Genomic DNA, 21,893 nt, shown 5'->3' with positions numbered 1-21,893 from the left:
ACGCATGGCACGGATTGAAAAAGTCGAACTGCGCATGGTCGACCTGGTTCCGAAGGTCAAGCGAACCGATGCGATCCAGAGTTTCGTCAGCCAGGAAACACCGATCGTCACGATCACCGATGCGGACGGTGCGACGGGCACAGGCTACAGCTATACGATCGGCACCGGTGGATCCTCGGTCATGCGGCTTCTTGCGGACCATCTCGCCCCGGTTCTGATCGGCCGTGACGCAGACATGATCGAGGGCATCTGGCACGAACTGGAGTTCTTCACCCACGCCACCACGATCGGCGCCATTTCCTCCATTGCGCTTGCCGCCATCGACACGGCCCTCTGGGACCTGCGTGCGCGCAAGATGGGGCTGCCGCTCTGGAAGCTGGCAGGTGGAGCCAAGGACCGTTGCCCGCTGTATACGACCGAAGGCGGCTGGCTGCATATCGAAACCGAAGCCCTGGTCGAGGATGCTCTTGCAGCCAAGGCAAAGGGCTTTACCGGATCGAAGGTCAAGATCGGCCGCCCGCATGTCTCCGAGGACTACGAGCGGCTTGCCGCCGTGCGTGCCGCCGTCGGTGACGGTTATGAGATCATGACCGACTGCAATCAGGGCTTCACCGTTGATGAAGCCATCCGGCGCGCCGACCGCCTGCGGGACCTGGACCTTGCCTGGTTCGAAGAACCGCTACCCGCCGACGACATCGGTGGCCATGTGCGCCTGTCGCAGAGAACCTCGACGCCGGTCGCTGTCGGCGAGTCGCTCTATTCGATCCGGCATTTCCGGGAATACATGCAGGCCGGAGCGTGCTCTGTGGTGCAGGTCGATGCCGGACGGATCGGCGGCATCACCCCCTGGCTGAAGGTTGCCCATGCTGCAGAAGCCTTCGACATGCCGATCTGTCCGCACTTCCTGATGGAGCTGCACGTCAGCCTGACCTGTGCCGTGCAGAACGGCAAATACGTCGAGTACATTCCGCAACTCGACGAACTGACCAATAGCCGCATGACAATTGAAAACGGCCATGCGCTCGCACCCGTGGAACCGGGCATCGGCATCGATTGGGACTGGGACGCGGTGCGCGGAAAGAGCATTCCCGAGTTCACCAGCACAATCACCCGGCAGGAGGCGTAGGTCATGCAGCGCATGGGCATGGTGATCGGTCTCGAGCCGGAGAAAGTTGCCGAATACAAGCGGCTGCACGCTTCGGTTTGGCCGGAGATCCTCGACATGATCTCCAAATGCAATATCCGGAATTATTCCATCTTCCTGAAGGAGCCGGAAAATCTGCTCTTCGGCTACTGGGAATATCACGGCACGGACTTTGAGGCCGACGCGGCGAAGATGGCCGCCGATCCGAAAACGCAGGAATGGTGGGGCGTCTGCATGCCCTGCCAAAAGCCGCTCGACACCCGAAAGGACGGCGAGTGGTGGGCGATGATGGAAGAGGTCTTCCATCATGACTGAAGCTTTCGATCCGGCCAGCCTTTCCCAGGACTGGCCAAGGCCCGCCAATCCACGCCCCATCGTGACTTTCGGCGCAGGCTCCATCGTCGGTGATGCCCATTTCCCCGCTTACAGGAAAGGCGGCTTTCCGATTGCGGGACTTTATGACCCGGATGCCGGCAAAGCGCAGGCTCTGGCGGATCAATGGGGCATCAAGGCCTTTGCCAGCGCAGAGGAAGCAGCCAGTGTGCCGGGCGCGGTCTTCGACCTTGCCACCCCGCCCCATGTGCATGCCGATGTCCTCGGCCTGCTACCGGAAGGGGCCTCAGTGCTGATCCAGAAGCCCATGGGCAGCGACCTGCGCCAGGCAACGGATATTCTCAGGATCTGCCGCGACCGCAAACTGATCGCCGCCGTCAACTTCCAGCTCCGCTTCGCACCGATGATGCTCGCCCTCAAGGACGCCATCGCCAAGGGCTGGCTTGGAGAAGTTGTCGATTTCGATGCCTGGCTGGCTCTCGCCACGCCCTGGGAGCTCTGGGCCTTCTTGAAAGGACTGCCCCGGATCGAGATCACCATGCATTCGATCCATTATCTCGACCTGATCCGGCAGGTGCTTGGGGACCCGAAAGGCGTGCACGCGAAATCGCTCGGCCATCCGTCCCATGAAATGGCCCAGACCCGCACCAGCGCCATCCTCGACTACGGCGACAAGGTGCGTTGTGCGCTCTCCATCAATCACGATCACAAGTTCGGCCGCCGGCACCAGGCTTGCGAGTTCCGAGTGTGTGGCACGGAAGGCGCTGCCTATCTGCAGCTCGGTGTCAATCTCGACTATCCGAACGGCGAACCGGACATCCTGGAGATCCGCCCGAAGGGTGGAGACGAGTGGATCCCCGTCCCCCTGAAAGGGGCCTGGTTTCCGGACGCTTTCGTCGGCCGCATGGCAAATCTCCAGCGCTTTGCGTCCGGCGAGGACGCCGAGCTGGTGAGTTCGGTCGAAGACGCCTGGAACACGATGGCTCTGGTGGAAGCGGCCTATGCCTCCTCCGCTTCCCCTGCAACTCCACTCGCACAAAGACCATAAGTCATGGAACAAACGACCTATTTCGAAGACTATGAGCTCGGCCATGAGCGCATCACCTATGGCCGCACGATTACCGAAACCGACTTCGTGGTCCACGCAGGCCATACCGGAGACTTCTTTCCGCATCACATGGACGCAGAGTTCATGAAGACCCAGCCCTTCGGCCAGCGGATTGCCCACGGCACCATGGTGTTCGCCATCGGCGTCGGCCTGACCGCCAGCGTCATAAACCCGGTTGCCTTCTCCTATGGCTACGACCGGATGCGCTTCGTGAAGCCGGTTTTCATCGGAGACACCATCCGTTCGCGCGTGACCATCGTTGCCAAGGACGATGACCCGAAACGCCCGGCATTCGGCCGCGTGGTCGAGCGGACGGAAGTTCTCAATCAAAGCGACGAAGTGGTTCTCGTCGCCGATCACATCCACATCGTTGAACGAAAGAACAAGCCCGCCTAAGGGGCAGATGGAGCCGACATGACAGACTGGGTGAAGGACAAGACCGTTCTGGTGACAGCCGCGGGACAGGGGATCGGACGCGCGACGGCGCTCGCCTTTGCCGCCAGGGGCGCGAAGGTTGTGGCAACGGACATCAACGAAACGGCCCTTTCCGAACTCGAAGGATCAGCAGGGATCGAAACCCGTCACCTCGACGTTTTGAAGGATATGGACGTACAGACAGTCGTTGCCGAAACCGGCCCGGTGGACGTCCTCTTCAACGGGGCGGGTTTCGTTCATGCAGGCTCGATCCTTGACATGAAAGACGAGGACTTCGACTTTGCGGTCGACCTCAACGTGCGCTCCATGATCCGGACCATTCGGGCCGTGCTGCCTGCAATGCTGGAACGGGGAGGCGGCGCCATCATCAACATGGCATCCGTTGCAAGTTCCATGAAAGGCGTGCCGAACCGCTTCGTCTACACCACCACGAAAGCGGCTGTGATCGGCCTCACCAAGGCGGTTGCCGCCGATTTTGTGGCGCAGAACATCCGTTGCAACGCGATCTGCCCGGGCACGGTGGAAAGCCCTTCGCTGCAGGACCGCCTGCGCGCCCAGGGCGACTATGAAGCCGCCCGGGCCGCCTTCATCGCACGCCAGCCGATCGGCAGGATCGGTACGCCGGAAGAGATCGCTGATCTCGCGGTTCATCTTGCCAACGCGACCTATACCACCGGGCAGGCCTATGCCATCGACGGCGGCTGGACCATCTGACATTTCATTGAGGACGTGAACCCGTGACGACAATCACCGGTCTGAAGACGTACGATCTCCGCTTTCCGACGTCCGAAACCCTTGACGGTTCGGACGCCATGAACCCCGATCCGGACTATTCCGCGGCCTATGTCGTTCTTCAAACCGACGACGATGGCCTTGAAGGACATGGCCTGACCTTCACTATCGGGCGCGGGAATGACATCTGTGTTGCCGCAATCGAGGCCATGCGCCACCTGGTGACAGGGCTTGATCTTGCCTGGATCTCCGAAAACCCCGGCCGCTTCTGGCGTCACGTGACCTCGGACAGCCAGTTGCGCTGGATCGGACCGGACAAGGGCGCCATGCATCTCGCCACCGGCGCCGTCGTCAATGCCGTCTGGGACCTTTTGGCCAAACAGGCCGGCAAACCGGTCTGGCGTCTTGTCGCGGACATGAGCCCGGAAGAGATCGTTTCCATTATTGATTTCCGCTACCTGACCGATGCGATCACGCCGGAAGAGGCACTTGCCATCCTGAAAGCGGCGGAACCGGGCAAGGCGGAACGGATCGCGCAGCTCGAAGCACATGGCTATCCCTGTTATACCACCTCGGCGGGCTGGCTCGGCTATCCCGACGACAAGCTGCGCCGGCTGTGCCGGGAAGCGGTCGAGGCTGGGTATACCCACGTAAAACTCAAGGTCGGGCGCGATCTCGCCGATGACATCCGCCGGCTGAGGATCGCCCGGGAGGAGCTCGGGCCCGACCGGTTCCTCATGATCGATGCCAACCAGGTGTGGGACGTCGGACAGGCCATCGACTGGGTACAACAACTCGCGTTTGCCAAACCCTACTTCATCGAAGAACCAACCAGCCCGGATGACATCGCCGGCCATCGCGCGATCCGCGAAGCGGTGGCGCCGGTGAAGGTGGCAACCGGTGAAATGTGCCAGAACCGGATCGTCTTCAAGCAGATGATTGCAGGCGGTGCCATCGACATCGTGCAGATCGACGCCTGCCGGATGGGCGGTCTCAACGAGGTTCTCAGCGTTCTGCTGATGGCAGCCAAATTCGGCACTCCCGTCTGGCCGCATGCCGGCGGCGTCGGTCTTTGCGAGTATGTGCAGCATCTGTCGATGATCGACTTCGTTGCGGTTTCCGGAACCAGGGAAGGGCGCGTGATCGAATATGTCGATCATCTCCACGAACATTTCGTCGACCCCTGCACCATCCGCAATGCCGCCTATATGCCGCCGCAGATGCCGGGCTTTTCCGTGGAGATGAAACCGGCCTCCATCGAACATCACATCTTTCGAGACGGTAGCGCAGGCGCCGCCTGATGTCACAAGCCACACATCAAAACCAAGGATAACCCCATGAAACTTCTCCGCATTGGAGACGCCGGACGGGAAAAGCCCGCCATTCTGGACAGTGATAACCGGCCGCGGGATCTCTCCGCTCTCGTTTCCGACATTGCCGGCGACACGCTGACGCCGGACGGGCTGGCGAAAATCGCATCCGTCGATCCGGCCACCCTGCCGTTGCTCGAGGAAGGCCGTATCGGTCCCTGCGTGGGTCATGTCGGCAAGTTCATCTGCATCGGCCTCAACTATTCCGACCATGCCGCCGAAACCGGTGCGGAAGTGCCCAAGGAACCGGTGATCTTCCTGAAGGCGACAAGCGCAATCTGCGGCCCCAATGACGACGTGAAGATCCCGCGCGGATCGGTCAAGACCGACTGGGAAGTCGAACTTGGTGTCGTGATCGGCAAGGGCGGCAGCTACATCGAGGAAGCAGAAGCCCTTGACCACGTCGCGGGATATTGCGTCATCAACGATGTTTCCGAACGCGAATTCCAGATCGAACGCGGTGGCACCTGGGACAAGGGCAAGGGCTGCGACACCTTCGGCCCGACGGGACCCTGGCTGGTGACCCGGGACGAGGTTTCCGATCCGCAGAACCTGAAGATGTGGCTGGAAGTCGACGGCAAGCGCTATCAGGACGGGTCGACGGAGACCATGGTCTTCGGTGTCGCCCACCTGGTCAGCTATGTCAGCCGGTTCATGAGCCTTCAGCCGGGCGACATCATTTCCACCGGCACGCCTCCGGGCGTCGGCATGGGACAGAAACCACCAATCTATCTGAAGGGCGGAGAGGTGATCGAGCTGGGCATTGAAGGACTTGGCGTCCAGCGGCAAAACGTGGGCAAGGCTTAACGTAGCTTTTGCCGTGATGGCGACGCTCTCCAACAAAGGGTGTCGCCTGACAGTCCAGATGCCCGCATCTGATAAGGAAATCATGATGCCAAACGATACCTACCGCCGGCACGTCATCCTGTCCGGATGTTCGGGTGGCGGAAAGTCAACGCTTTTGGCGGAACTGGAACGACGGGGTTTCGAAACCGTGCCGGAACCCGGCAGGAGGATCGTCGCCGAAGAGCAACAAGCTGAGGGGAGGGCGCTTCCCTGGGTCAATCTCGAAGCCTTCGCCAGAAGAGCGATCGACATGTCATTCCGTGACAGGGAGCGATTGAACAGCGCTGAAGGATGGGTCTTCTTCGACCGGGGTCTGATCGACGCAGCTGTTGCCCTGGAATTCGCGACCGGCGTGGCCGTAAAAGACACCCTCGGCAGAACGAGCCGATTTCATTTTCAGGTATTCCTGACACCGCCCTGGCCGGAGATTTACGCCATAGACGCCGACCGGCAGCACGGTCTGGATGAAGCTATCGGAGAATACCAGCGATTGCTCGATGCCTACGGCCAACTTGGCTACGAGAAAATCATCTTGCCGAAGACGGATGTCGAGAAGCGAGCGGATTTCATTCTGGATTGTCTTTCCAGGCACCAGGAGACGCAGCACTAGATCGACATCGCCAATCGTACTGCGTATCTATTCTTCGCTCGGCTGCTCTCTCTTGCCGGCCAGGATCTCGCGCTTCCCGACGTGGTTGGGCGCACCGACAAGGCCTTCGTTTTCCATTTTCTCGACCAGGGTAGCCGCACGGTTGTACCCGATGCCGAGGCGGCGCTGGATATACGAGGTTGAGCAGCGCTTGTCGCGCAGGACGATCTTCACCGCCTTGTCGTAGAGGTCATCACCGTCTTCGGACGCGATGGCACCCTTGTCGAAGACAGCTTCCTCTTCTTCCAGCTCTTCCTCTTCTTCCGCGGTCACGGTTTCAAGGTACGCGGGCCGGCCCTGGCTTTTCAGGTGGGCGACAACCTGTTCGACTTCCTCGTCCGAGACGAAGGCGCCATGGACACGGTTGATACGTCCGCCACCCGACATATGCAGCATGTCGCCCATGCCGAGCAGCTGTTCCGCACCCTGCTCGCCGAGGATCGTGCGACTGTCGATCTTCGAGGTGACCTGGAAGGAAATCCGGGTCGGGAAGTTTGCCTTGATCGTGCCGGTGATCACGTCGACCGAAGGACGCTGTGTCGCCATGATGAGATGAATGCCTGCGGCACGGGCCATCTGCGCCAGACGCTGGATAGCGCCTTCGATCTCCTTGCCGGCGACCATCATCAGATCCGCCATCTCGTCAACGATGATGACGATGTACGGCATCGGAGCGAGGTCCATTTCCTGCTGCTCGTAGACCGGTTCCCCCGTATCGCGGTCGAAACCGGTTTGCACGGACACGATAACCGGTTCGCCCTTCTGACTTGCAGCGGCGGCACGCTGGTTGAAACCGTTGATATTGCGCACGCCAAGCCGTGCCATCTTCCTGTAGCGATCCTCCATTTCGCGCACGGCCCATTTGAGAGCTGTCACGGCCTTTTTCGGATCGGTGACGACAGGCGTCAGCAGGTGCGGAATGTCGTCGTAGATGGACAGTTCCAGCATCTTCGGATCTACCATGATCAAGCGGCACTCTTCCGGCTTCAGGCGGTAGAGCAGCGACAGGATCATCGTGTTGATGGCAACCGACTTGCCCGAGCCGGTCGTTCCGGCGACCAGCAGATGCGGCATCTTCGCAAGATCGGCAACAACCGGTTCCCCGCCAATCGTCTTGCCGAGGCTAAGCGCAAGCTTGCAGCTGGTCGCGCGGAAGTTGGTCGAATCGATCAATTCGCGGAAGTAGACGGTTTCGCGTTCCGTATTCGGCAGCTCGATCCCGATGACGTTCCGGCCCGGAACGACCGCAACACGAGCGGAGATGGCCGACATGGAACGGGCAATGTCATCGGCGAGGTTGACGATGCGTGAGGACTTGATGCCCGGGGCCGGTTCGAACTCGTAAAGGGTGACCACAGGCCCGGGGCGCACGTGGATGATCTCGCCGCGCACCTTGAAGTCTTCCAGAACGCTTTCCAGAAGCCCCGCATTCCGTTCCAGTTGCTCCTGCGTCATCTGGAAGCCCGGACCATCCTGCGGCAGTTGCAGCAGATCGCCTGACGGAAACTCGTAGCCGCCGAACAGCGATTGTTGACCCGATCCCGCTCCGATCGGCGGCAGAGCCTGCGTGCTGGAGGACAAGGACCGGGGTGTGGGGCTTGGCATCGAAATCGACACTCTTGCCCGACCGGTAGCGTCCTGATTGCCTTCCGGGTTTTGCTGTGCTGCCGGCCTTTGGCCGGTAGGCTGCGGAGACGGGTTTGCTGGCCTTGCGGCAATCGGTCTGGAAGACGAAGGCGCAGGCGTGGGGGATGCAGAACCGTTGCATTCCACGACCTTGTACAGCGACACGATTCCCTCCGGTGGCCGCGCCCCCTGTCCCGCGACGGGCACCTCCTCGTAAGCCGTCCTCACGGCTCGTACCGGCTCCGCGACCCTCTGCGCAGGCACTTCTGCAGCCGGCTGAGGATTGATGGCATCGTCGGACATGAATTCAAAGAAGGCGTGATCGGACAGGAAACCAAGGTGCGCCGTGGAAGAATGCGCGTCATTGGCAGGCGCCTGCACATTCACCGGCCCACCATCGGCGGGCTGACCAATCACCTGTGCAACTGGCATGGTTGCGGGCATAACAGGGGAGGGGTTTGGCGTGACCAGCGGCTGCTGCGCAACGGGCTCTACCTCGACCGGGGAAACAGTTTCACTGGCGCTGACTTCGCTCGCGTTTTCTACCGGTGCAGATCGCTGCTTTGAACCGCGGTCTGGCGTCCGGGTGAAGCGAACGTTGGGTGCAAGGTAGAAATAGCTCTGGCAGGATTCGTCCGAAGGGGTTTCCACCCCCCGGTTTCCATCTCCTGTCTGCTGCTGCGGATTGCCTGCAACATGTGGCAACCGGCGCGCCTCAGCCACCCGTTCACCATCTGTGGCGGCGGGTTGCCCGAGCGGGTTTTCGCCCTGCGCTTTCCGACTGGAATCATCGGTTGAAGCTGGCTGGCCGGCATCGTTCGAATTCGAAAGTGAGAAATTCTTCCGGGAAATACGCATGGACAAAGAAGACTAGTGTTTCGGGTTGAACGCCTTTGGGAGAGATGTAGGAAAATAAGGTTAACAGTCTCTATCCAAACCCAGTCATTCTCCACCTTTGAGCCACTCCCGATCGACCGTCAGGCGTGCAAATTTCGGCGAAAATGCGCTGAAAACAACACCTTGAAGCCAGTTCAACAATGTCGCGTTTATGTGATGAGCCCTCTTGTCGGGCTCACCCTCCTAGCCGATGCAAAAATGGAAGCTGGCGGCGATGATCTTGCGGTCCATGTCGCTCAGATCGATCGCCCCGCGCACCTCGCCACCGGACGACATTCCAAGAAACAGGCTGAACTCGATCCGCTCGCTAACCGACAGGAGCTCAACAACCTTGTCGTTGATTTCGACCTCGACGCTGCTGTCACCGACAACCCGAAGGATATCCTTGGTGGCTGTCGCTGTGATGCCACGTCCTTTTGAGAACATGTTTATGCTTGTCGTTGGCAGATTATCAGGGTTCAGTATACCGCCATCGGTCGTGATCAGGACGTAGGGCTTGTTCTTGCGGCAATAGCTGGAAAACTGGCTCGCGAGATCATAAAGGCGCGTGGCGCTCTTGCGCTTGCTTGCTGCCACCAGACCCTGCTTGTAGGGCTCCAGAAAGAACGCCCCGAACCCTTCCGGCGTGACAAGGGCAAATTCCTCAAGCTGCGCCGCGTCGGGAACGAACATGTCGTCCGGCTTCGCACCCGTGCCAAGAACGAAGATGCGAGCATCGATTCCCATTTCCAGAAGGTAACGTACAATCCGGCTGGACAATTCCTGCGCGGACATCAGTGCCTGGTCCACCTGGCTGGACGGCACCTGGCCAGCCCTCTCTCCGGACAGGTAGAACTGGTGGAAGCCCAGACGGTTGCCGTCTGGAATACGTCTGACTTCACCCCCCAGGAACGCGTAGGAACAGGCGCTCATGCAGTAGCCGCCGTCCACCGTGTCCCCGAATGTGCCCTCGGACTTCCAGATGCCGATTTCCGTCTCCATTCCCCTGGCACGGATCAGCTCTCCCAGTTCCAGGCCGGCAATCAGACTACCGCCGGGGCTGTGCAGCAGAACCTTGTTGCCGTCGGAATGCTCATTCTTCAGGTAGCTGGAAAAGAGCGCGGGCGTTTCCGCGGTAATCTGCCCTTCGGCTCGCACATAACAGGATGCCGCGTTGTTGCCCTTGCAGACGTTTTCGAACGTCATGCTTTCTGCCCGGGCTGCACCTGGAGACAATGCAATAAAGGCAACAACCGCGAACGCCGCCACCCGCCAACCATGTGCGGCAAAAATCCGCCCCAAAGACTTTTTCATTTCGTTTTCCTGAACCGGTAAGACCTGAACGTCGGTCAAACGAGAAAACAACAAAGCCATTAAAGAGAGCCTGAAAAATCAGGACAAGAGAACGATCGCTCTGGTCCCAGTCTTATCAAGCCCGATGTCTTTGTTGCCTTCTGAACTGGCATCAGGGGAAAACGGAATTGCGTATTTCACCAACCCCTATTTGGGGAAGGCGGAAGGGTACTGGAAGGGTATTGGCAGCAGCCCGAGGCAGGTGTCATGGGCTGCTGCCGTTTGTCCGAAATCTTACTTCGGCATCATTCCGCCGATGGCATACATGCCGTCGTCGCCTTTCACCAGCATCAGGATCACGCTGTCACCTGGGGTGAGATCATCCGACATCTGAGCGCCTTCCAGAAGGGGCAGATCCATCGTCATGGCCGGCCAGCCGATTTCCGGAATCGGATCGTGGCTGACATTCGCCGTGCCGTCACCGATGGAGTTGACGACGGCATTGGCGTGGACCGCGCCGTCCATCTGTTCGGCGGTCATGGGCATGTTGGAATGATCCATGCCGCTATGCGACGACTGGGCAAGGACGACCGGAGTGGCCGCCATGGACAGGAATGCTGCGAGGATGAGGGTCTTCATTTCAGTTGCCTTTCTTGGGTTTTTTTGTGAGTTGCAAAATCATTCGGCCGGCTGCACCGCACCTTTGATGTCCGGGGTGGCTGTGCTCAGCTCACGGTTGACCCGCGAGAGAGCAAGCCGCTTCCAGATCGTGAAAATGGCGGGAATGACGAAGAGGGTCAGAAGGGTGGCGGTTGCCATGCCACCGACCATGGGGGCCGCGATCCGCTGCATGATTTCCGAGCCCGTACCGTCGCCGTACATGATCGGGATCAGCCCGGCAAAGATCGTCGCAACGGTCATCACCTTTGGCCGCACGCGCAAAAGCGCACCTTCGAAAACCACTTCCTCTACGTCGACAACCGTCAGGGAGCGGGCCTCCGCGGCCGCAAGCTTCTTGCGTTTTTCCCAGGCCAGGTTGAGGTAGAGCAGCATCACGATGGCTGTCTCGACCGCAACGCCAGCAAGGGCGATGAAGCCGACGATCACCGCGACCGACATGTCGAAATCGAGATACCAGAGGAACCACACACCTCCGGCCAGTGCCACGGGAAGGGCGGCAAGGATGATCCCGACTTCAATGACCCTGTTGAACGCCATGAACAGCATGAGCGTGATGATCAGCAAGGTCGCCGGAGCTACCAGCTTCAGACGTTCCTGCATGCGTTCGATGTACTCATACTGGCCCGACCAGGCGATCGAATAGCCGGGCGGCAGTTGCACCTTCTCCGCTACCGTCCTGCGAGCTTCATCAACGTAGCCGCCCAGGTCTCGGCCTGTGATGTCGATGAAGACGAACCCGGTACGTCGAGCGTTTTCAGACCGGATCATGCCCGGTCCGTCGACAACGCTGACCTCTGCCAGGGCACCGAGCGGAATATGGGCACCGGACGGCGTGACCACCGGAAGTTCCCGCAAGCGCTCTGGACTGTTGCGCCAGTCCTGTGGATAGCGGAGGTTGATGGGAAAGCGCTCCAGGCCTTCGACGGACTCCGATACCTGCATGCCGCCAATCGCGGTCTGCACGACGTCCTGAATGTCCCGCACGCTCATCATGAAGCGGGCAGCCGCCTCCCGGTCGACGTCGATCTCGATGAAGCGTCCCCCGACGGGCCGCTCGGCGTAGGCCGATGCAGTGCCATCAATTCCTGCGACCGCGTTTTCGACTTCAATGCCGATCTTCTCGATGACGCCAAGATCGGCCCCGGTGATCTTGACCCCGACAGGGGTCTTGATGCCGGTTGCCAGCATATCGATGCGGTTCTTGATCGGCTGGATCCAGACGTTGGTGACGCCCGGTATCTGGACGGCCTGATCCAGCTCATCCCGGATCCGGTCCATCGTCATGCCCTCCCGCCACTCGGCGCGCGGCTTCAGCTGGATGGTCGTCTCGATCATCGTCAGCGGGGCAGGGTCTGTCGCAGTATCGGCACGGCCCAGCTTGCCGTGCACCGTCTTTACTTCCGGTACGGTGGCGATAAGACGGTCGGACTGCTGAAGAACCTCACGCGCCTTGCCGATGGAAACACCGGGATAAAGCGTCGGCATGTAAAGGAAGTCACCTTCGTTGAGGGCTGGCATGAATTCCGTGCCGATCCTCTGAAGGGGCCACCACATGGAGGCGACCAGGACACCCGCCAGAATGGTCGTTGCCCAGGGCCAGGCAACGGCCGCATCCAGAAAGGGGCGGTAGAGCCAGATGACAATCCGGTTCAGCGGGTTCTTGTTCTCCGCAAGAATTCGCCCGCGGACAAAGTACCCCATCAGCACCGGAACCAGCGTGATGGAGAGTATGGCAGCGGCCGCCATGGCGTAGGTCTTGGTGAAGGCCAACGGCTTGAAGAGCCTGCCTTCCTGGCTTTCCAGAACGAACACCGGCAGGAAGCTGACGGTGATGATCGCCAGGGAGAAGAAGAGGGCAGGGCCCACTTCCGAGGCACATTCCCCCACGATCCGCCAGCGGTTATCCGCTGTCAGTTTTTCATGTTCCAGCCGACGGTGCATCGCCTCGATCATGACGATCGCCGCATCCACCATCGCGCCGATGGCGATGGCGATGCCGCCAAGCGACATGATGTTCGCATTCACGCCCTGCAGCTTCATGATGATGAAGGCAGCCGCGATGCCGAGAGGCAGGGAAAACAGGATGACGAGCGAGGAACGCAAGTGCAGGAGAAAGGCTGCGCAGACCAGAACGACAACGATGAATTCTTCGGTCAGCTTTGTCTGAAGATTGTCAATCGCACGTTCGATAACGCCGGAGCGGTCGTAGGTCGTGACGATCTCCACTCCTTCGGGCAGGCTGCTGCGCAGTTCGCCGATCCGTGCTTCGACTGCCTTGATGGCTGCCAGCGCGTTGCCGCCCCAGCGCAGGATCACAACCCCACCGACGGCATCGCCTTCGCCGCCGAATTCACCGACACCACGGCGCATTTCCGGCCCGAGTCGAATGTCGGCAACGTCTCCAAGCGTCAGCGGCGCACCGCGGTCGTTGACCATCAACGGCGCCTTGGCAAGATCGGCAAGCTCATCGACGTAACCGGTCGAGCGCACCATGAATTCGGCTTCGCCCATCTCGATCACGCTGCCGCCGGTCTCCCGGTTCGCAGCCTGGATGGCGCCTCGGATCTGCGACAGCGTTATGTCGTAGGCCCTGAGTTTGTTGGGGTCCACGACCACCTGGTATTGCTTCACCATGCCGCCGATCGTGGCGACTTCCGACACGCCGTCGACGGTCTGAAGTTCGTATTTCAGGAACCAGTCCTGAAGGGCACGCAGTTGGGCAAGGTCATGATTTCCGGTGCGGTCTATCAGGGCGTACTGGTAAATCCAGCCGACACCCGTCGCATCCGGGCCAAGCTGTGGTGAAACATCTTCAGGCAGGTTTGCAGCGATCTGACCGAGGTATTCCAGAACACGGGTTCTGGCCCAGTAAAGATCGGTGCCGTCCTCGAAAACGATGTAGACGTAGCTGTCGCCAAAGAAGGAAAAACCGCGCACATCACTGGCACCTGGCACGGCAAGCATCGCCGTGGCGATGGGGAATGTGACCTGGTCCTCCACCACCTGAGGCGCCTGGCCGGCGTAGGGCGTGCGCACGATGACCTGAACGTCCGAAAGGTCCGGGATTGCATCGACAGGCGTTTCACGGATTGCCCAGATACCGGCGACGGCGATCATGGCGGCGATTGCCAGCATGATCACGCGGTTGGCGATGGAAGCACGAATGATTTCGGCAATCATCACAAGCCCTCCTCACGCCGGACGCCGACCAATGTCATGGAGAAATCCGGATTGCGCTGGAGCAAGAGTGTTACCTCCTGATCCAGTGGCAAATCACCAACGACAACGGCCTGATCAACGGCAAAATCCATGGTCATGCCCGGCATGCCGATCTCAGCCATCGGTCCGTGAGTGATGTTGGCCGTGCCTGCATCCCGATCAAGGGCATTGATGGTGCCGCGGACTTCCATCGGCGGCGTGATCGGCTCTGCCTTTGCCAGGACCATCGTCATTCCGTCCGGCCTTGAAAAGGTGAGCGTGGTTTCCGTGCCGACTGGCAGGGCATCCAGATCCAGGGTCTCTTCCACCGCGAATGCCATGGTCATGCCAGGCATGCCGATTTCGGCAATGGGGCCATGGGTGATTGTAGCCTTCGCGTTTTCGGTATCGATCGAGTTGATCGTTCCCGACACCACGATGGGTGCGGCTTCTGCTTGCGCGTCGTCGGCAACTTCCTCGGCCTGCTCTGCCGCCGGATCCTCGGCAACGCCCGGCTGCCTTACTGCCACGATCGAGAAGAGACCGCCGTCGCCCTTGGCGAGGTCGAATTCGACCGGAACATTCACCGGAACCGACTGCGGATCGAAGCCCGAGACATCCAGGTCCATTTGCATGGCGGGCCAGCCGAGATCCGGGATCGGACCATGTTCCATCGTCAGTTTGCCGTCGCTTGTAACAGCAAGAACGGTTCCCGACCCCGTGGCTGCAATGCCGTCGTCTGACCCGAGCTCAATCAACCCCAGCAGGCCATCAGCGCCGCGCGCTGCCTTGAAGGAAACCTGCTGGCCGTCGCTCAACCGGTCGAGAGGGATGGACGCCGCAACAGGAAATCGTGTTGTCATCGCGGGCCAGTCGAGACTTTCCAGACTGTCGTGGCGGATGGTTGCAAGCCGGGCTTCGCGGTCGAGCGCGATCAGTTCACCGGTTCCGCGCGCAGGAACCTCGTTCGTCGGCGCCATGCGCATCAAGCCCGCATTGAGCGCGCTTTCGCTGTCGATCAGGAACTGGGCCGAAGCAACAACCTCTTCACCAGGCTCAAGCCCCTGAACAACCTCCGTGCGCCCGTTTTCTCCAAAATTGTCACGCAATCCGGTGGTTATCAGCCTTGGCTTGAAAGTGCCTTCGCCGACCTTGATGACAACACGCTCCGCTGTTCCCGTCCGGATGACGGCTTCGGAGGGAATGGTGACGGCAGTGCGGGTCTCGTTGGGAAACAGCCTGACGTTGCCGAACATGTTCGGCCGCAACAGACCTTCGGCGTTGTCGAACAGGAGCCTGACAGGCAGGGTTCGCGTTTTTGGATCGAGTTCCGGGTAAATGTAATCGATCTGGCCTTCGAATGTCCGTCCCGGCAGATGTTCGAAGCGGGCGACCGCACGCATGTCTTCCGTCAAACGCGCGATGTCGCGCTCGAAGACATCTACAATCAGCCAAACCTTGTCGAGATCCGTGATGGACATGGCCTGAGCGCCGGGCTGCAGGAACATGCCGTCGGCGGCCGCAAGGGCAATAACGACCCCGTCGCGCGGCGCGACCACCTTGATCCTGCGGGCGACCTTGCCGTCTGCCTCGATCTCGGCAATCTGCTCCTCTGAAGCCCCATGACTGCGCAGCTTGTTGCGGGCAGCCTCCAGGGACAGACCGTTGCCGTTCGAAAGCGAACGCAGGAAATCGAAGCTGGCAATGCCGAATTCGGGCGAAAACAGCTCGAACAGCACTTCGCCCTTTTTCACTCGGTCGCCAACGGCGCGAATGTTCAGCGTCTCGATCCAGCCGTCCACCCGGGTGTGAACATGACTGGTCAGATGTTCGTCGTATCCGACGAAGCCGACGGTTTCGATTTGCCGGGAGATTTCACCGACACGGGCCAAAGCCGTACGTACGCCGATGGCATTGACCTCGGCCGCCGACAGGTTGACTTCAGCCGGATCAGCGGAAGGTTCCTGTCCGGCATAAACCGGTATCAGATCCATTCCCATCGGCGACTTGCCGGGCCCGGGCTGGCGGAAGTTCGGGTCCATGGGGGCGACCCAATAGAGAATTTCCGGTCCCCCCGACGCATTGCCGTCGCCCGGGTTCAGATAAAGGCGCTCAAGAAACACCCCGCCTGCCACACCTGCGGCAAGGGCGATGATGCTGAGCGCGGTATAACGTCCACGCATAGTAACCTCTGAGTTGCCAGCGGCTGTTTGCCGAAGGCATGTCCATCACTTCTGGCTCCGCGAAAATCTGCGGAGGAACGATGTTTTCAGAGGAGGCGGGGAGGTCGTTCGGGAAGGGTGATGTCCGAGACGTGCAGGGCATCAGGCGGCAACTGTGTGAAGGCGAGGGCCTGGGCAAAACCCAGTGCCATTTCCTGGCTATCGCGAACCGTGTCGGCAGCGCACAACGCACCGCCGCAGCACAGGTCGAATTCCACCTGTCCGTCGTCCGGCATCTCATCGCCCATCATTGCCGAGGCATGACCCATCATTGTTTCACACGGCATGCCGGCATTGACCGCAACATGTTCTCCAGGAGCCATCATTGCCTGGTGAGCCGGTGCAAATCCGGCAAACAGCAGGGCAATCGCGAAGAGGATAGTCGCGGCCAGTCTGCTGATGTGATGCACGGGTCGGGTCATGTTGCGCGATATAATCCAGTCCAGCACAAATACAAGTGCCTGATAGGTGCTGTTGAGCAAGCCTTCGAAGGGCGGTTAATAAATTTCCGTTCTTGATCTGGAACCGTGAAACACCCGGTTCTGCGATAGTTCATCCGATCACAAGACAACCTGAGACCTAAATACGCCTGGCGAGGCCGAAGCAGAAGCGAATATGAGCGTCGGCCCTTCAATTTTTCGTTTGCGACAAGGAGATTGATGCGGATCTGAACAGGGTCGCGTCTATTCAAGCAATTGGATACCGGCGAAAAGGATAATTAGAATTCCGGCAGTCGCATCGAGCGCTCGGGAAACCACGCTGAGGGTCGCGCCGTTCCTGAGAGCGACATCGAGAAACAGGCGCTGGCCGGCAACCGCCAATCCTGCCACTGCACAAAGCGTGAAGGCGATGCCGACAAGCATCGATGCCGCGAACATCAGACCCGCCCCCGGTTCGCCTTGCGACAGGGCTGCCACCACGACAAACAATGTCAAAGGACAAGGTACGAGACCGGCTGTAAGGGCCACCCAGAAGCCTTCGGCTCGCTTCCTGCCCGGCCTTGAGCGGATTGCCCTGACAAAAAGCCATGCGCCGATACCGATCAGTGTGACGCGGCTGATCAACTCGAGGGCCGGGGCCCGGCCGCCACCAACAAAGGATCTTTCCACGAGCTGGGAGGAAAAGAAGGCGATCAGAACGGCTGTGAGCACATGCGTTGCCGCCAGAAGTGTCGAGACCGAAAATGCACGGGCGAAGCTGCTTCTGGCTCCGGCGACATAGCTAGCCAGGATCGTCTTTCCGTGCCCGGGCGTCAAAGCGTGAATGGCGCCGAACAGCACCCCTGTCCCTATCATGCTCGCAAGAAGCCAGAAATCCCCCGACTGGCTGAATTCCAGCAACGAAGCCCGCACACCACCATAGATCCAGCGTTGCCAGGAGATGAGAAGATCCATCATGGTTGGCGATCCGGCCAGGTGTGGTGAAGGCTGTCGATCACGAACGCATGTGCGTGTCGTTTTCCATGCGCTTTGGCAAGATGCGGATGGTTTGCCGGCAGGTCGGGGTGCGCATGGTCGAGAATACTGTGATCGTCTGCAGGCCAGGACTTGCCGGCCACAACCCAGCCAAGCACAGCCAAACCGGCGAGAACGACCATTGTCACAGACATCGAGGAACTTGCTCCAAGCCAGCCGGCAAGCGGATAGGCAATCAGCCAGCAACCGTGCGAAAGAGCAAATTGCGCAGCGAAAACCAATGGACGGTCCTGGGGATGGGCGGAATTTTTAAGAAGCCGTCCAGAGGGCACGAGCACCGCCGACATGCCCGCCCCCATGGCAAACCAGACCAGCAGCAGGGCTGGCCAAACGAAAGGCACCGGCAGGACCGCCAACAGGCCGGCGAATATCAGCAATGAAACGGGAAGCAGTGCCCCGCCGGCGAGCATGACGAACCGTTCAGAACGGCTTGCAAGAAGCTTTGGCAGCGTCAACGCGACAACCATGGAGCCTCCGCCATAGGCCGCCATCGACAAGGCCAGGTCGGTGTCATCGAGACCAAGGTACGATTTCACGATGACAACACCGTTGACGATCACCATGGCTCCCGAGGCGGCAACCGCGAGATTGAGAGCCAGCAATCCTCTCAGGCGTGGTGTCTTCAGATAGATCTGCAGGCCCTTGACGGTTCTTCGGAACGCGGGCTCTTCCGCGTCGGCCTGCGGCGAGACGAGCCGAATGGTCAGGATCAACCCGGCAGAGAACAGGAAGCCGGCAACGGTACCGCCGAACAACCAGTGGAAGCCGACAAGGCCAACCAGGACGGCTGCAATCATCGGGCTGAGAAGGTTTTCAAGATCATACGCCATGCGCGACAGCGACAAGGCACTCGTGTAGTCCTTTTCATCCGGAAGGATATCGGGAATGCTGGCCTGGAAGGCAGGGGTGAAGGCCGCGGACGCGGTTTGCAACAGGGCGATCAGAACGTAGATCTGCCAAATCTCGTCAACGAAGGGCAGGGCCACCGCGGTCAGAGCCCGGACGATATCCAACGTGACGAGAAACATCCGACGCGGAAACCGGCTCGCATAAGCGGCAGCAATCGGGCTGATGCCGACGTAGACAATCATCTTGATCGCAAGGGCTGTTCCCAGAACGGCGCCAGCCTCATCGCCTGCAAGATCGAAGGCCAGCAGCGCCAGGCCAACCGTCATCAGACCTGTGCCGAACAACGCGATGACCTGCGCGAAAAAAAGATGGCGGTAGGTTTGATTGGCAAGTACCGAAATCACTTAACTCTCCAGCCGTCCAGCTTCACCACGCCTTGCGATCAAACCTGTGCCGCAACCGCAATGCTTCATAGCCGTATGGCGAAAACGCACGGCCTTCAAGACGATGGGGCTCCTCCTTGCGCATTGATGAGGTCATGCCTTTCACGAATTTCCTGCGGCCACTGTGCCTTGATCCAGGACAGGACGGCGATGATTTCGGTATCTGTCAGCACTCCTTCGAACGCCGGCATGTTCGAATTGAAATTTTCAAGGCCAACCGCCTTCGCGGTGCCATGCTTCGTGATACGGAACAACAGGTCGTCCTGATGATGCCAGGTGTGCCCGGTTTCATCGTGCGGCGGGGCCTTCAGGGAACCGTCCGGATTGGCGTCCATCCAGTCGCGCTCTCCTTTCAGGCCGTCTCCATGACAAGCTGCGCAATTCTGCGCGTAAATGTCTGCTCCCAAACGCACAAGCTTGAGGTCGCCCGGCTTCAGCCGGACGACACTTTCGTCAACATCGGGAGGTGCCAGAAGGAAAATGGCACTGGCGACGACAATCACCACTGCCGCAGAAAGTGCACCGAGCAAGATGCGGCTTCTCATGGTTTCTCTCCTTCAGACGGTCAGCCGTCCCTCTCCAGGAGAAAGGTTGCGATTGCTTCCCTGTCCTCTTCGGAAAGGAAAGCAGTGCCGTCGCGCACGACCTCGCCCATGGAGCCGCCAAAGACATCCCCATCAGGCATGATCCCGGTTTTCAGAGCATACTGAAGAGAACTTATCGTCCAGCCCTGTCTCTTCAGCGCGGCACTCGTGATGGGTGGAGAGTTGCCGCCGTCAGGCAGTTCGCTGGCGCCATGCAGAGCCAATTCCGCCTGACGTGCACCAGCGGCATTTCTAGGGGTGTGGCAAGCGCCGCAATGAGCCGGTCCCTCAACAATGAACTTGCCCCTGTTCCAGAGATCAGAGCGCGCAGGATCCGGGTCGAATGTCTCCGGCACGTAAAACAGTCCGCGCCAGAGTTTCAGACCCATTCTGAGATTGAATGGCGGCAACATGTCATGTGGTGTCGATGCTTCAGCAACGGGGGGAACCGTCTTGAAGGCTGCCCACAGGTCCGCGATATCCTGGTCGGTAAAGGAACCGTAAAACGGATAGGGAAACGACGGATAGTAGGGCTCTCCTTCCGGCGAAATACCCTGTCGCACCGCCGCTGCAAAATCCTGCAAGTTCCAGTTTCCGATGCCGTGATCCGGATCCGTCGTCAGGTTGGGCGAATAGAACGTACCGAAGTCTGTCGGCAGCCTGACACCGCCAGCCAGAGGTTTCCCGCCACCTTCCGTATTGGTATGGCAGGCGATACATCCCGACATCCTGGCAAGATAGGCGCCGCGGCCCGGATCGCCGGCAAGGACTTCGATCCGTTCGGGCTTGTCGACAGGCCAGAGGTACAGCACGGCGAACGCCGCTCCCGCCAACGCGGGAGCAACGATCGCAACAATGAGCCAGAGGCGCATCGATCAGTTTTTCTCGACCCTGAATTTTGAGTGACAGGCCGAACAGGTCTGCGCGACCATGTTGAAAAGCCCGTCCGCAGGCATCTGGGCCAGCATTTCGGGATCGGCCATGTGACCGGCGTTCCCCATCATGCCACCCGACCCCATCATTCCTCCGGAGCCCATCATACCACCCTGGGACATCATGGAATTTCCACCCATCATGGTGTCTTGCCCCATCATGCCCGACTGACCCGTCATACCTGCACCGCCCTTGCCGTGTGCCAGGCCGTTTTCGGCCGCTGCGCCAAGTCCTGCTGCAAAAACGTCCAGCTGTTTTGCGAGCTCAGAGAATTCTTCCCAGTCAGTCCAGATTTCCGGTTTCGCCTCCGATGGGCCTTCGATGCTGTGTTCCGGGAACAGCTTGGTCAGGGCCTCGCCGGAATGGGACTGGATAACCGCAGCGCCCTCACGCACTGCGTCCGCATCATAGTCCTTTTCTCCACGCATGATGGCAGTCAGCGACTTCATCACGTCGCCCATCTCATCCATCGCGTCCATGCGTTCCTTGACGATTCCGGACGCCCCACCATGTGCAAAAGCGCCGGCAACGCCTGCAAGCAACAGCGCGCCAGTCACTGATATAACCGTAAGTTTCATTGATCTTGTCCTGTATCCAGATTGCGTGGCGGATATTCCGCCTCAAGCGATTTCAAACGGATAAAGGAGCCGGTCGCGGGGGAGGCGGATCAATCTTCCACACCCGGGACACATTGGACACCACGGTATCACGGACGCTGTCTTCGATGAGGTCAGGGATGCTCAGATGCTCGTCATCCGTCAACGCCAGCAAATAGGCCCCACAATGCACGGTTTCATGATCTGCCACATTATGATCGGAATGGTTTGAAGCATGATCGTGGGGAATATCGCCGCCGGAGGCGGCAGCGGTTTCATGTGAGTGTTCGTGGGCAGTTCCGGCAAGCGAATGACTGAACGATCCTCCGGCAGCAACGAAGGCCGCCACGAGGAGCATTTTCAAAGTCGTCCAAAAGCAAGACTGCAACCGCATCAGCAATGACCTACTGGATCCTGTTTGCCAGCAACGAACCCGAACCTGTGTCACAATCCGGTGAACCTGCGCCCCGGTCAACCCTTGTCTGGTCGGCATATTGCCG

The 21,893-nt window shown here is 59.7% G+C and carries 20 protein-coding genes; 8 read left to right on the top strand and 12 right to left on the bottom strand.

Annotated elements, in window-relative coordinates; all coding sequences use genetic code 11:
- Window positions 1-4: 4 nt before the first annotated feature.
- From B0E33_RS30005 to B0E33_RS29970, 8 genes are read left to right on the top strand one after another with little or no spacing between them, the layout of a single operon-like run.
- Window positions 5-1,126, top strand: coding sequence for a mandelate racemase/muconate lactonizing enzyme family protein (locus B0E33_RS30005; RefSeq protein WP_023001326.1), 1,122 nt, complete (start codon window positions 5-7; stop codon window positions 1,124-1,126).
- 3 nt (window positions 1,127-1,129) lie between these two features.
- Window positions 1,130-1,459 carry an L-rhamnose mutarotase gene (locus B0E33_RS30000; RefSeq protein ID WP_077294473.1) on the top strand — a complete coding sequence of 110 codons (330 nt, stop codon included), beginning with the start codon at window positions 1,130-1,132 and terminating at the stop codon, window positions 1,457-1,459.
- Window positions 1,452-2,525, top strand: a complete 1,074-nt coding sequence (locus B0E33_RS29995; protein WP_077294470.1) for a Gfo/Idh/MocA family protein — start codon at window positions 1,452-1,454, stop codon at window positions 2,523-2,525. Before B0E33_RS30000 ends, B0E33_RS29995 begins: the two co-directional genes overlap by 8 nt.
- A gap of 3 nt (window positions 2,526-2,528) precedes the next feature.
- Window positions 2,529-2,981: a MaoC/PaaZ C-terminal domain-containing protein gene (locus B0E33_RS29990; RefSeq protein ID WP_055661060.1), complete on the top strand. Its 453-nt coding sequence runs from the start codon at window positions 2,529-2,531 to the stop codon at window positions 2,979-2,981.
- Between the two features lie 18 nt (window positions 2,982-2,999).
- Window positions 3,000-3,734 (top strand): SDR family oxidoreductase, encoded by a 735-nt coding sequence (locus B0E33_RS29985; RefSeq protein WP_077294467.1) that lies wholly within the window; start codon window positions 3,000-3,002, stop codon window positions 3,732-3,734.
- Between the two features lie 23 nt (window positions 3,735-3,757).
- Window positions 3,758-5,053: an L-fuconate dehydratase gene (locus B0E33_RS29980; protein ID WP_077294464.1), complete on the top strand. Its 1,296-nt coding sequence runs from the start codon at window positions 3,758-3,760 to the stop codon at window positions 5,051-5,053.
- Window positions 5,054-5,089: 36 nt separating this feature from the next.
- Complete coding sequence (locus tag B0E33_RS29975; protein ID WP_075284566.1) at window positions 5,090-5,929, top strand: fumarylacetoacetate hydrolase family protein; 840 nt, start codon at window positions 5,090-5,092, stop codon at window positions 5,927-5,929.
- A 58-nt stretch (window positions 5,930-5,987) separates the two neighbouring features.
- Window positions 5,988-6,578 (top strand): AAA family ATPase, encoded by a 591-nt coding sequence (locus tag B0E33_RS29970; protein ID WP_228148156.1) that lies wholly within the window; start codon window positions 5,988-5,990, stop codon window positions 6,576-6,578.
- Between the two features lie 27 nt (window positions 6,579-6,605).
- Here the strand turns inward: B0E33_RS29970 and B0E33_RS29965 are convergent, their stop codons facing one another.
- The 12 genes from B0E33_RS29965 to B0E33_RS29910 all read right to left on the bottom strand — a co-directional run bounded on the left by B0E33_RS29965 (window position 6,606) and on the right by B0E33_RS29910 (window position 21,751).
- Complete coding sequence (locus tag B0E33_RS29965; protein ID WP_077294461.1) at window positions 6,606-9,101, bottom strand: DNA translocase FtsK; 2,496 nt, start codon at window positions 9,099-9,101, stop codon at window positions 6,606-6,608.
- A 222-nt stretch (window positions 9,102-9,323) separates the two neighbouring features.
- Window positions 9,324-10,433, bottom strand: coding sequence for a COG3904 family protein (locus tag B0E33_RS29960; RefSeq protein ID WP_156912576.1), 1,110 nt, complete (start codon window positions 10,431-10,433; stop codon window positions 9,324-9,326).
- A gap of 273 nt (window positions 10,434-10,706) precedes the next feature.
- Window positions 10,707-11,051: a copper-binding protein gene (locus B0E33_RS29955; RefSeq protein ID WP_077294455.1), complete on the bottom strand. Its 345-nt coding sequence runs from the start codon at window positions 11,049-11,051 to the stop codon at window positions 10,707-10,709.
- Window positions 11,052-11,090: 39 nt separating this feature from the next.
- The gene (locus tag B0E33_RS29950; RefSeq protein ID WP_077294452.1) at window positions 11,091-14,273 is read right to left on the bottom strand and encodes an efflux RND transporter permease subunit; all 3,183 of its coding nucleotides are present in this window, start codon (window positions 14,271-14,273) and stop codon (window positions 11,091-11,093) included.
- On the bottom strand, window positions 14,273-16,474 hold the full coding sequence (locus B0E33_RS29945) for an efflux RND transporter periplasmic adaptor subunit (protein ID WP_077294450.1): 2,202 nt from the start codon (window positions 16,472-16,474) through the stop codon (window positions 14,273-14,275). Before B0E33_RS29945 ends, B0E33_RS29950 begins: the two co-directional genes overlap by 1 nt.
- Window positions 16,475-16,560: 86 nt before the next feature.
- Window positions 16,561-16,935, bottom strand: coding sequence for a hypothetical protein (locus B0E33_RS29940; protein ID WP_156912575.1), 375 nt, complete (start codon window positions 16,933-16,935; stop codon window positions 16,561-16,563).
- 261 nt (window positions 16,936-17,196) lie between these two features.
- Complete coding sequence (locus B0E33_RS29935; RefSeq protein WP_077294444.1) at window positions 17,197-17,910, bottom strand: HoxN/HupN/NixA family nickel/cobalt transporter; 714 nt, start codon at window positions 17,908-17,910, stop codon at window positions 17,197-17,199.
- On the bottom strand, window positions 17,907-19,241 hold the full coding sequence (locus B0E33_RS29930; RefSeq protein WP_077294441.1) for an MFS transporter: 1,335 nt from the start codon (window positions 19,239-19,241) through the stop codon (window positions 17,907-17,909). The genes B0E33_RS29935 and B0E33_RS29930 overlap by 4 nt, the downstream gene beginning before the upstream one ends.
- A 95-nt stretch (window positions 19,242-19,336) precedes the next feature.
- Entirely contained in the window at window positions 19,337-19,825 is a 489-nt protein-coding gene (locus B0E33_RS29925) for a c-type cytochrome (RefSeq protein ID WP_077294438.1), read from the bottom strand.
- Between the two features lie 20 nt (window positions 19,826-19,845).
- Entirely contained in the window at window positions 19,846-20,736 is an 891-nt protein-coding gene (locus B0E33_RS29920; RefSeq protein WP_077294435.1) for a c-type cytochrome, read from the bottom strand.
- Between the two features lie 3 nt (window positions 20,737-20,739).
- The gene (locus tag B0E33_RS29915; protein ID WP_055661046.1) at window positions 20,740-21,375 is read right to left on the bottom strand and encodes a c-type cytochrome; all 636 of its coding nucleotides are present in this window, start codon (window positions 21,373-21,375) and stop codon (window positions 20,740-20,742) included.
- Between the two features lie 52 nt (window positions 21,376-21,427).
- Window positions 21,428-21,751: a hypothetical protein gene (locus tag B0E33_RS29910; RefSeq protein WP_055661045.1), complete on the bottom strand. Its 324-nt coding sequence runs from the start codon at window positions 21,749-21,751 to the stop codon at window positions 21,428-21,430.
- Window positions 21,752-21,893: the final 142 nt, after the last annotated feature.

Origin of the sequence: Roseibium algicola (assembly GCF_001999245.1) — a bacterium.
Classification (GTDB): domain Bacteria; phylum Pseudomonadota; class Alphaproteobacteria; order Rhizobiales; family Stappiaceae; genus Roseibium; species Roseibium algicola.
Note: the sequence above shows the minus strand (reverse complement) of the source record. Positions and strands in the feature narration are given on the sequence as shown.

Bases quoted from the DNA above. Each gene is read 5' to 3' on its own strand.
- B0E33_RS30005 (WP_023001326.1), top strand. From the start codon at position 5: ATGGCACGGATTGAAAAAGTCGAACTGCGCATGGTCGACCTGGTTCCG.
- B0E33_RS30000 (WP_077294473.1), top strand. From the start codon at position 1,130: ATGCAGCGCATGGGCATGGTGATCGGTCTCGAGCCGGAGAAAGTTGCC.
- B0E33_RS29995 (WP_077294470.1), top strand. From the start codon at position 1,452: ATGACTGAAGCTTTCGATCCGGCCAGCCTTTCCCAGGACTGGCCAAGG.
- B0E33_RS29990 (WP_055661060.1), top strand. From the start codon at position 2,529: ATGGAACAAACGACCTATTTCGAAGACTATGAGCTCGGCCATGAGCGC.
- B0E33_RS29985 (WP_077294467.1), top strand. From the start codon at position 3,000: ATGACAGACTGGGTGAAGGACAAGACCGTTCTGGTGACAGCCGCGGGA.
- B0E33_RS29975 (WP_075284566.1), top strand. From the start codon at position 5,090: ATGAAACTTCTCCGCATTGGAGACGCCGGACGGGAAAAGCCCGCCATT.
- B0E33_RS29970 (WP_228148156.1), top strand. From the start codon at position 5,988: ATGCCCGCATCTGATAAGGAAATCATGATGCCAAACGATACCTACCGC.
- B0E33_RS29965 (WP_077294461.1), bottom strand. From the start codon at position 9,101: ATGCGTATTTCCCGGAAGAATTTCTCACTTTCGAATTCGAACGATGCC.
- B0E33_RS29960 (WP_156912576.1), bottom strand. From the start codon at position 10,433: ATGAAAAAGTCTTTGGGGCGGATTTTTGCCGCACATGGTTGGCGGGTG.
- B0E33_RS29955 (WP_077294455.1), bottom strand. From the start codon at position 11,051: ATGAAGACCCTCATCCTCGCAGCATTCCTGTCCATGGCGGCCACTCCG.
- B0E33_RS29950 (WP_077294452.1), bottom strand. From the start codon at position 14,273: ATGATTGCCGAAATCATTCGTGCTTCCATCGCCAACCGCGTGATCATG.
- B0E33_RS29945 (WP_077294450.1), bottom strand. From the start codon at position 16,474: ATGCGTGGACGTTATACCGCGCTCAGCATCATCGCCCTTGCCGCAGGT.
- B0E33_RS29940 (WP_156912575.1), bottom strand. From the start codon at position 16,935: ATGACCCGACCCGTGCATCACATCAGCAGACTGGCCGCGACTATCCTC.
- B0E33_RS29935 (WP_077294444.1), bottom strand. From the start codon at position 17,910: ATGATGGATCTTCTCATCTCCTGGCAACGCTGGATCTATGGTGGTGTG.
- B0E33_RS29925 (WP_077294438.1), bottom strand. From the start codon at position 19,825: ATGAGAAGCCGCATCTTGCTCGGTGCACTTTCTGCGGCAGTGGTGATT.
- B0E33_RS29920 (WP_077294435.1), bottom strand. From the start codon at position 20,736: ATGCGCCTCTGGCTCATTGTTGCGATCGTTGCTCCCGCGTTGGCGGGA.
- B0E33_RS29915 (WP_055661046.1), bottom strand. From the start codon at position 21,375: ATGAAACTTACGGTTATATCAGTGACTGGCGCGCTGTTGCTTGCAGGC.
- B0E33_RS29910 (WP_055661045.1), bottom strand. From the start codon at position 21,751: ATGCTCCTCGTGGCGGCCTTCGTTGCTGCCGGAGGATCGTTCAGTCAT.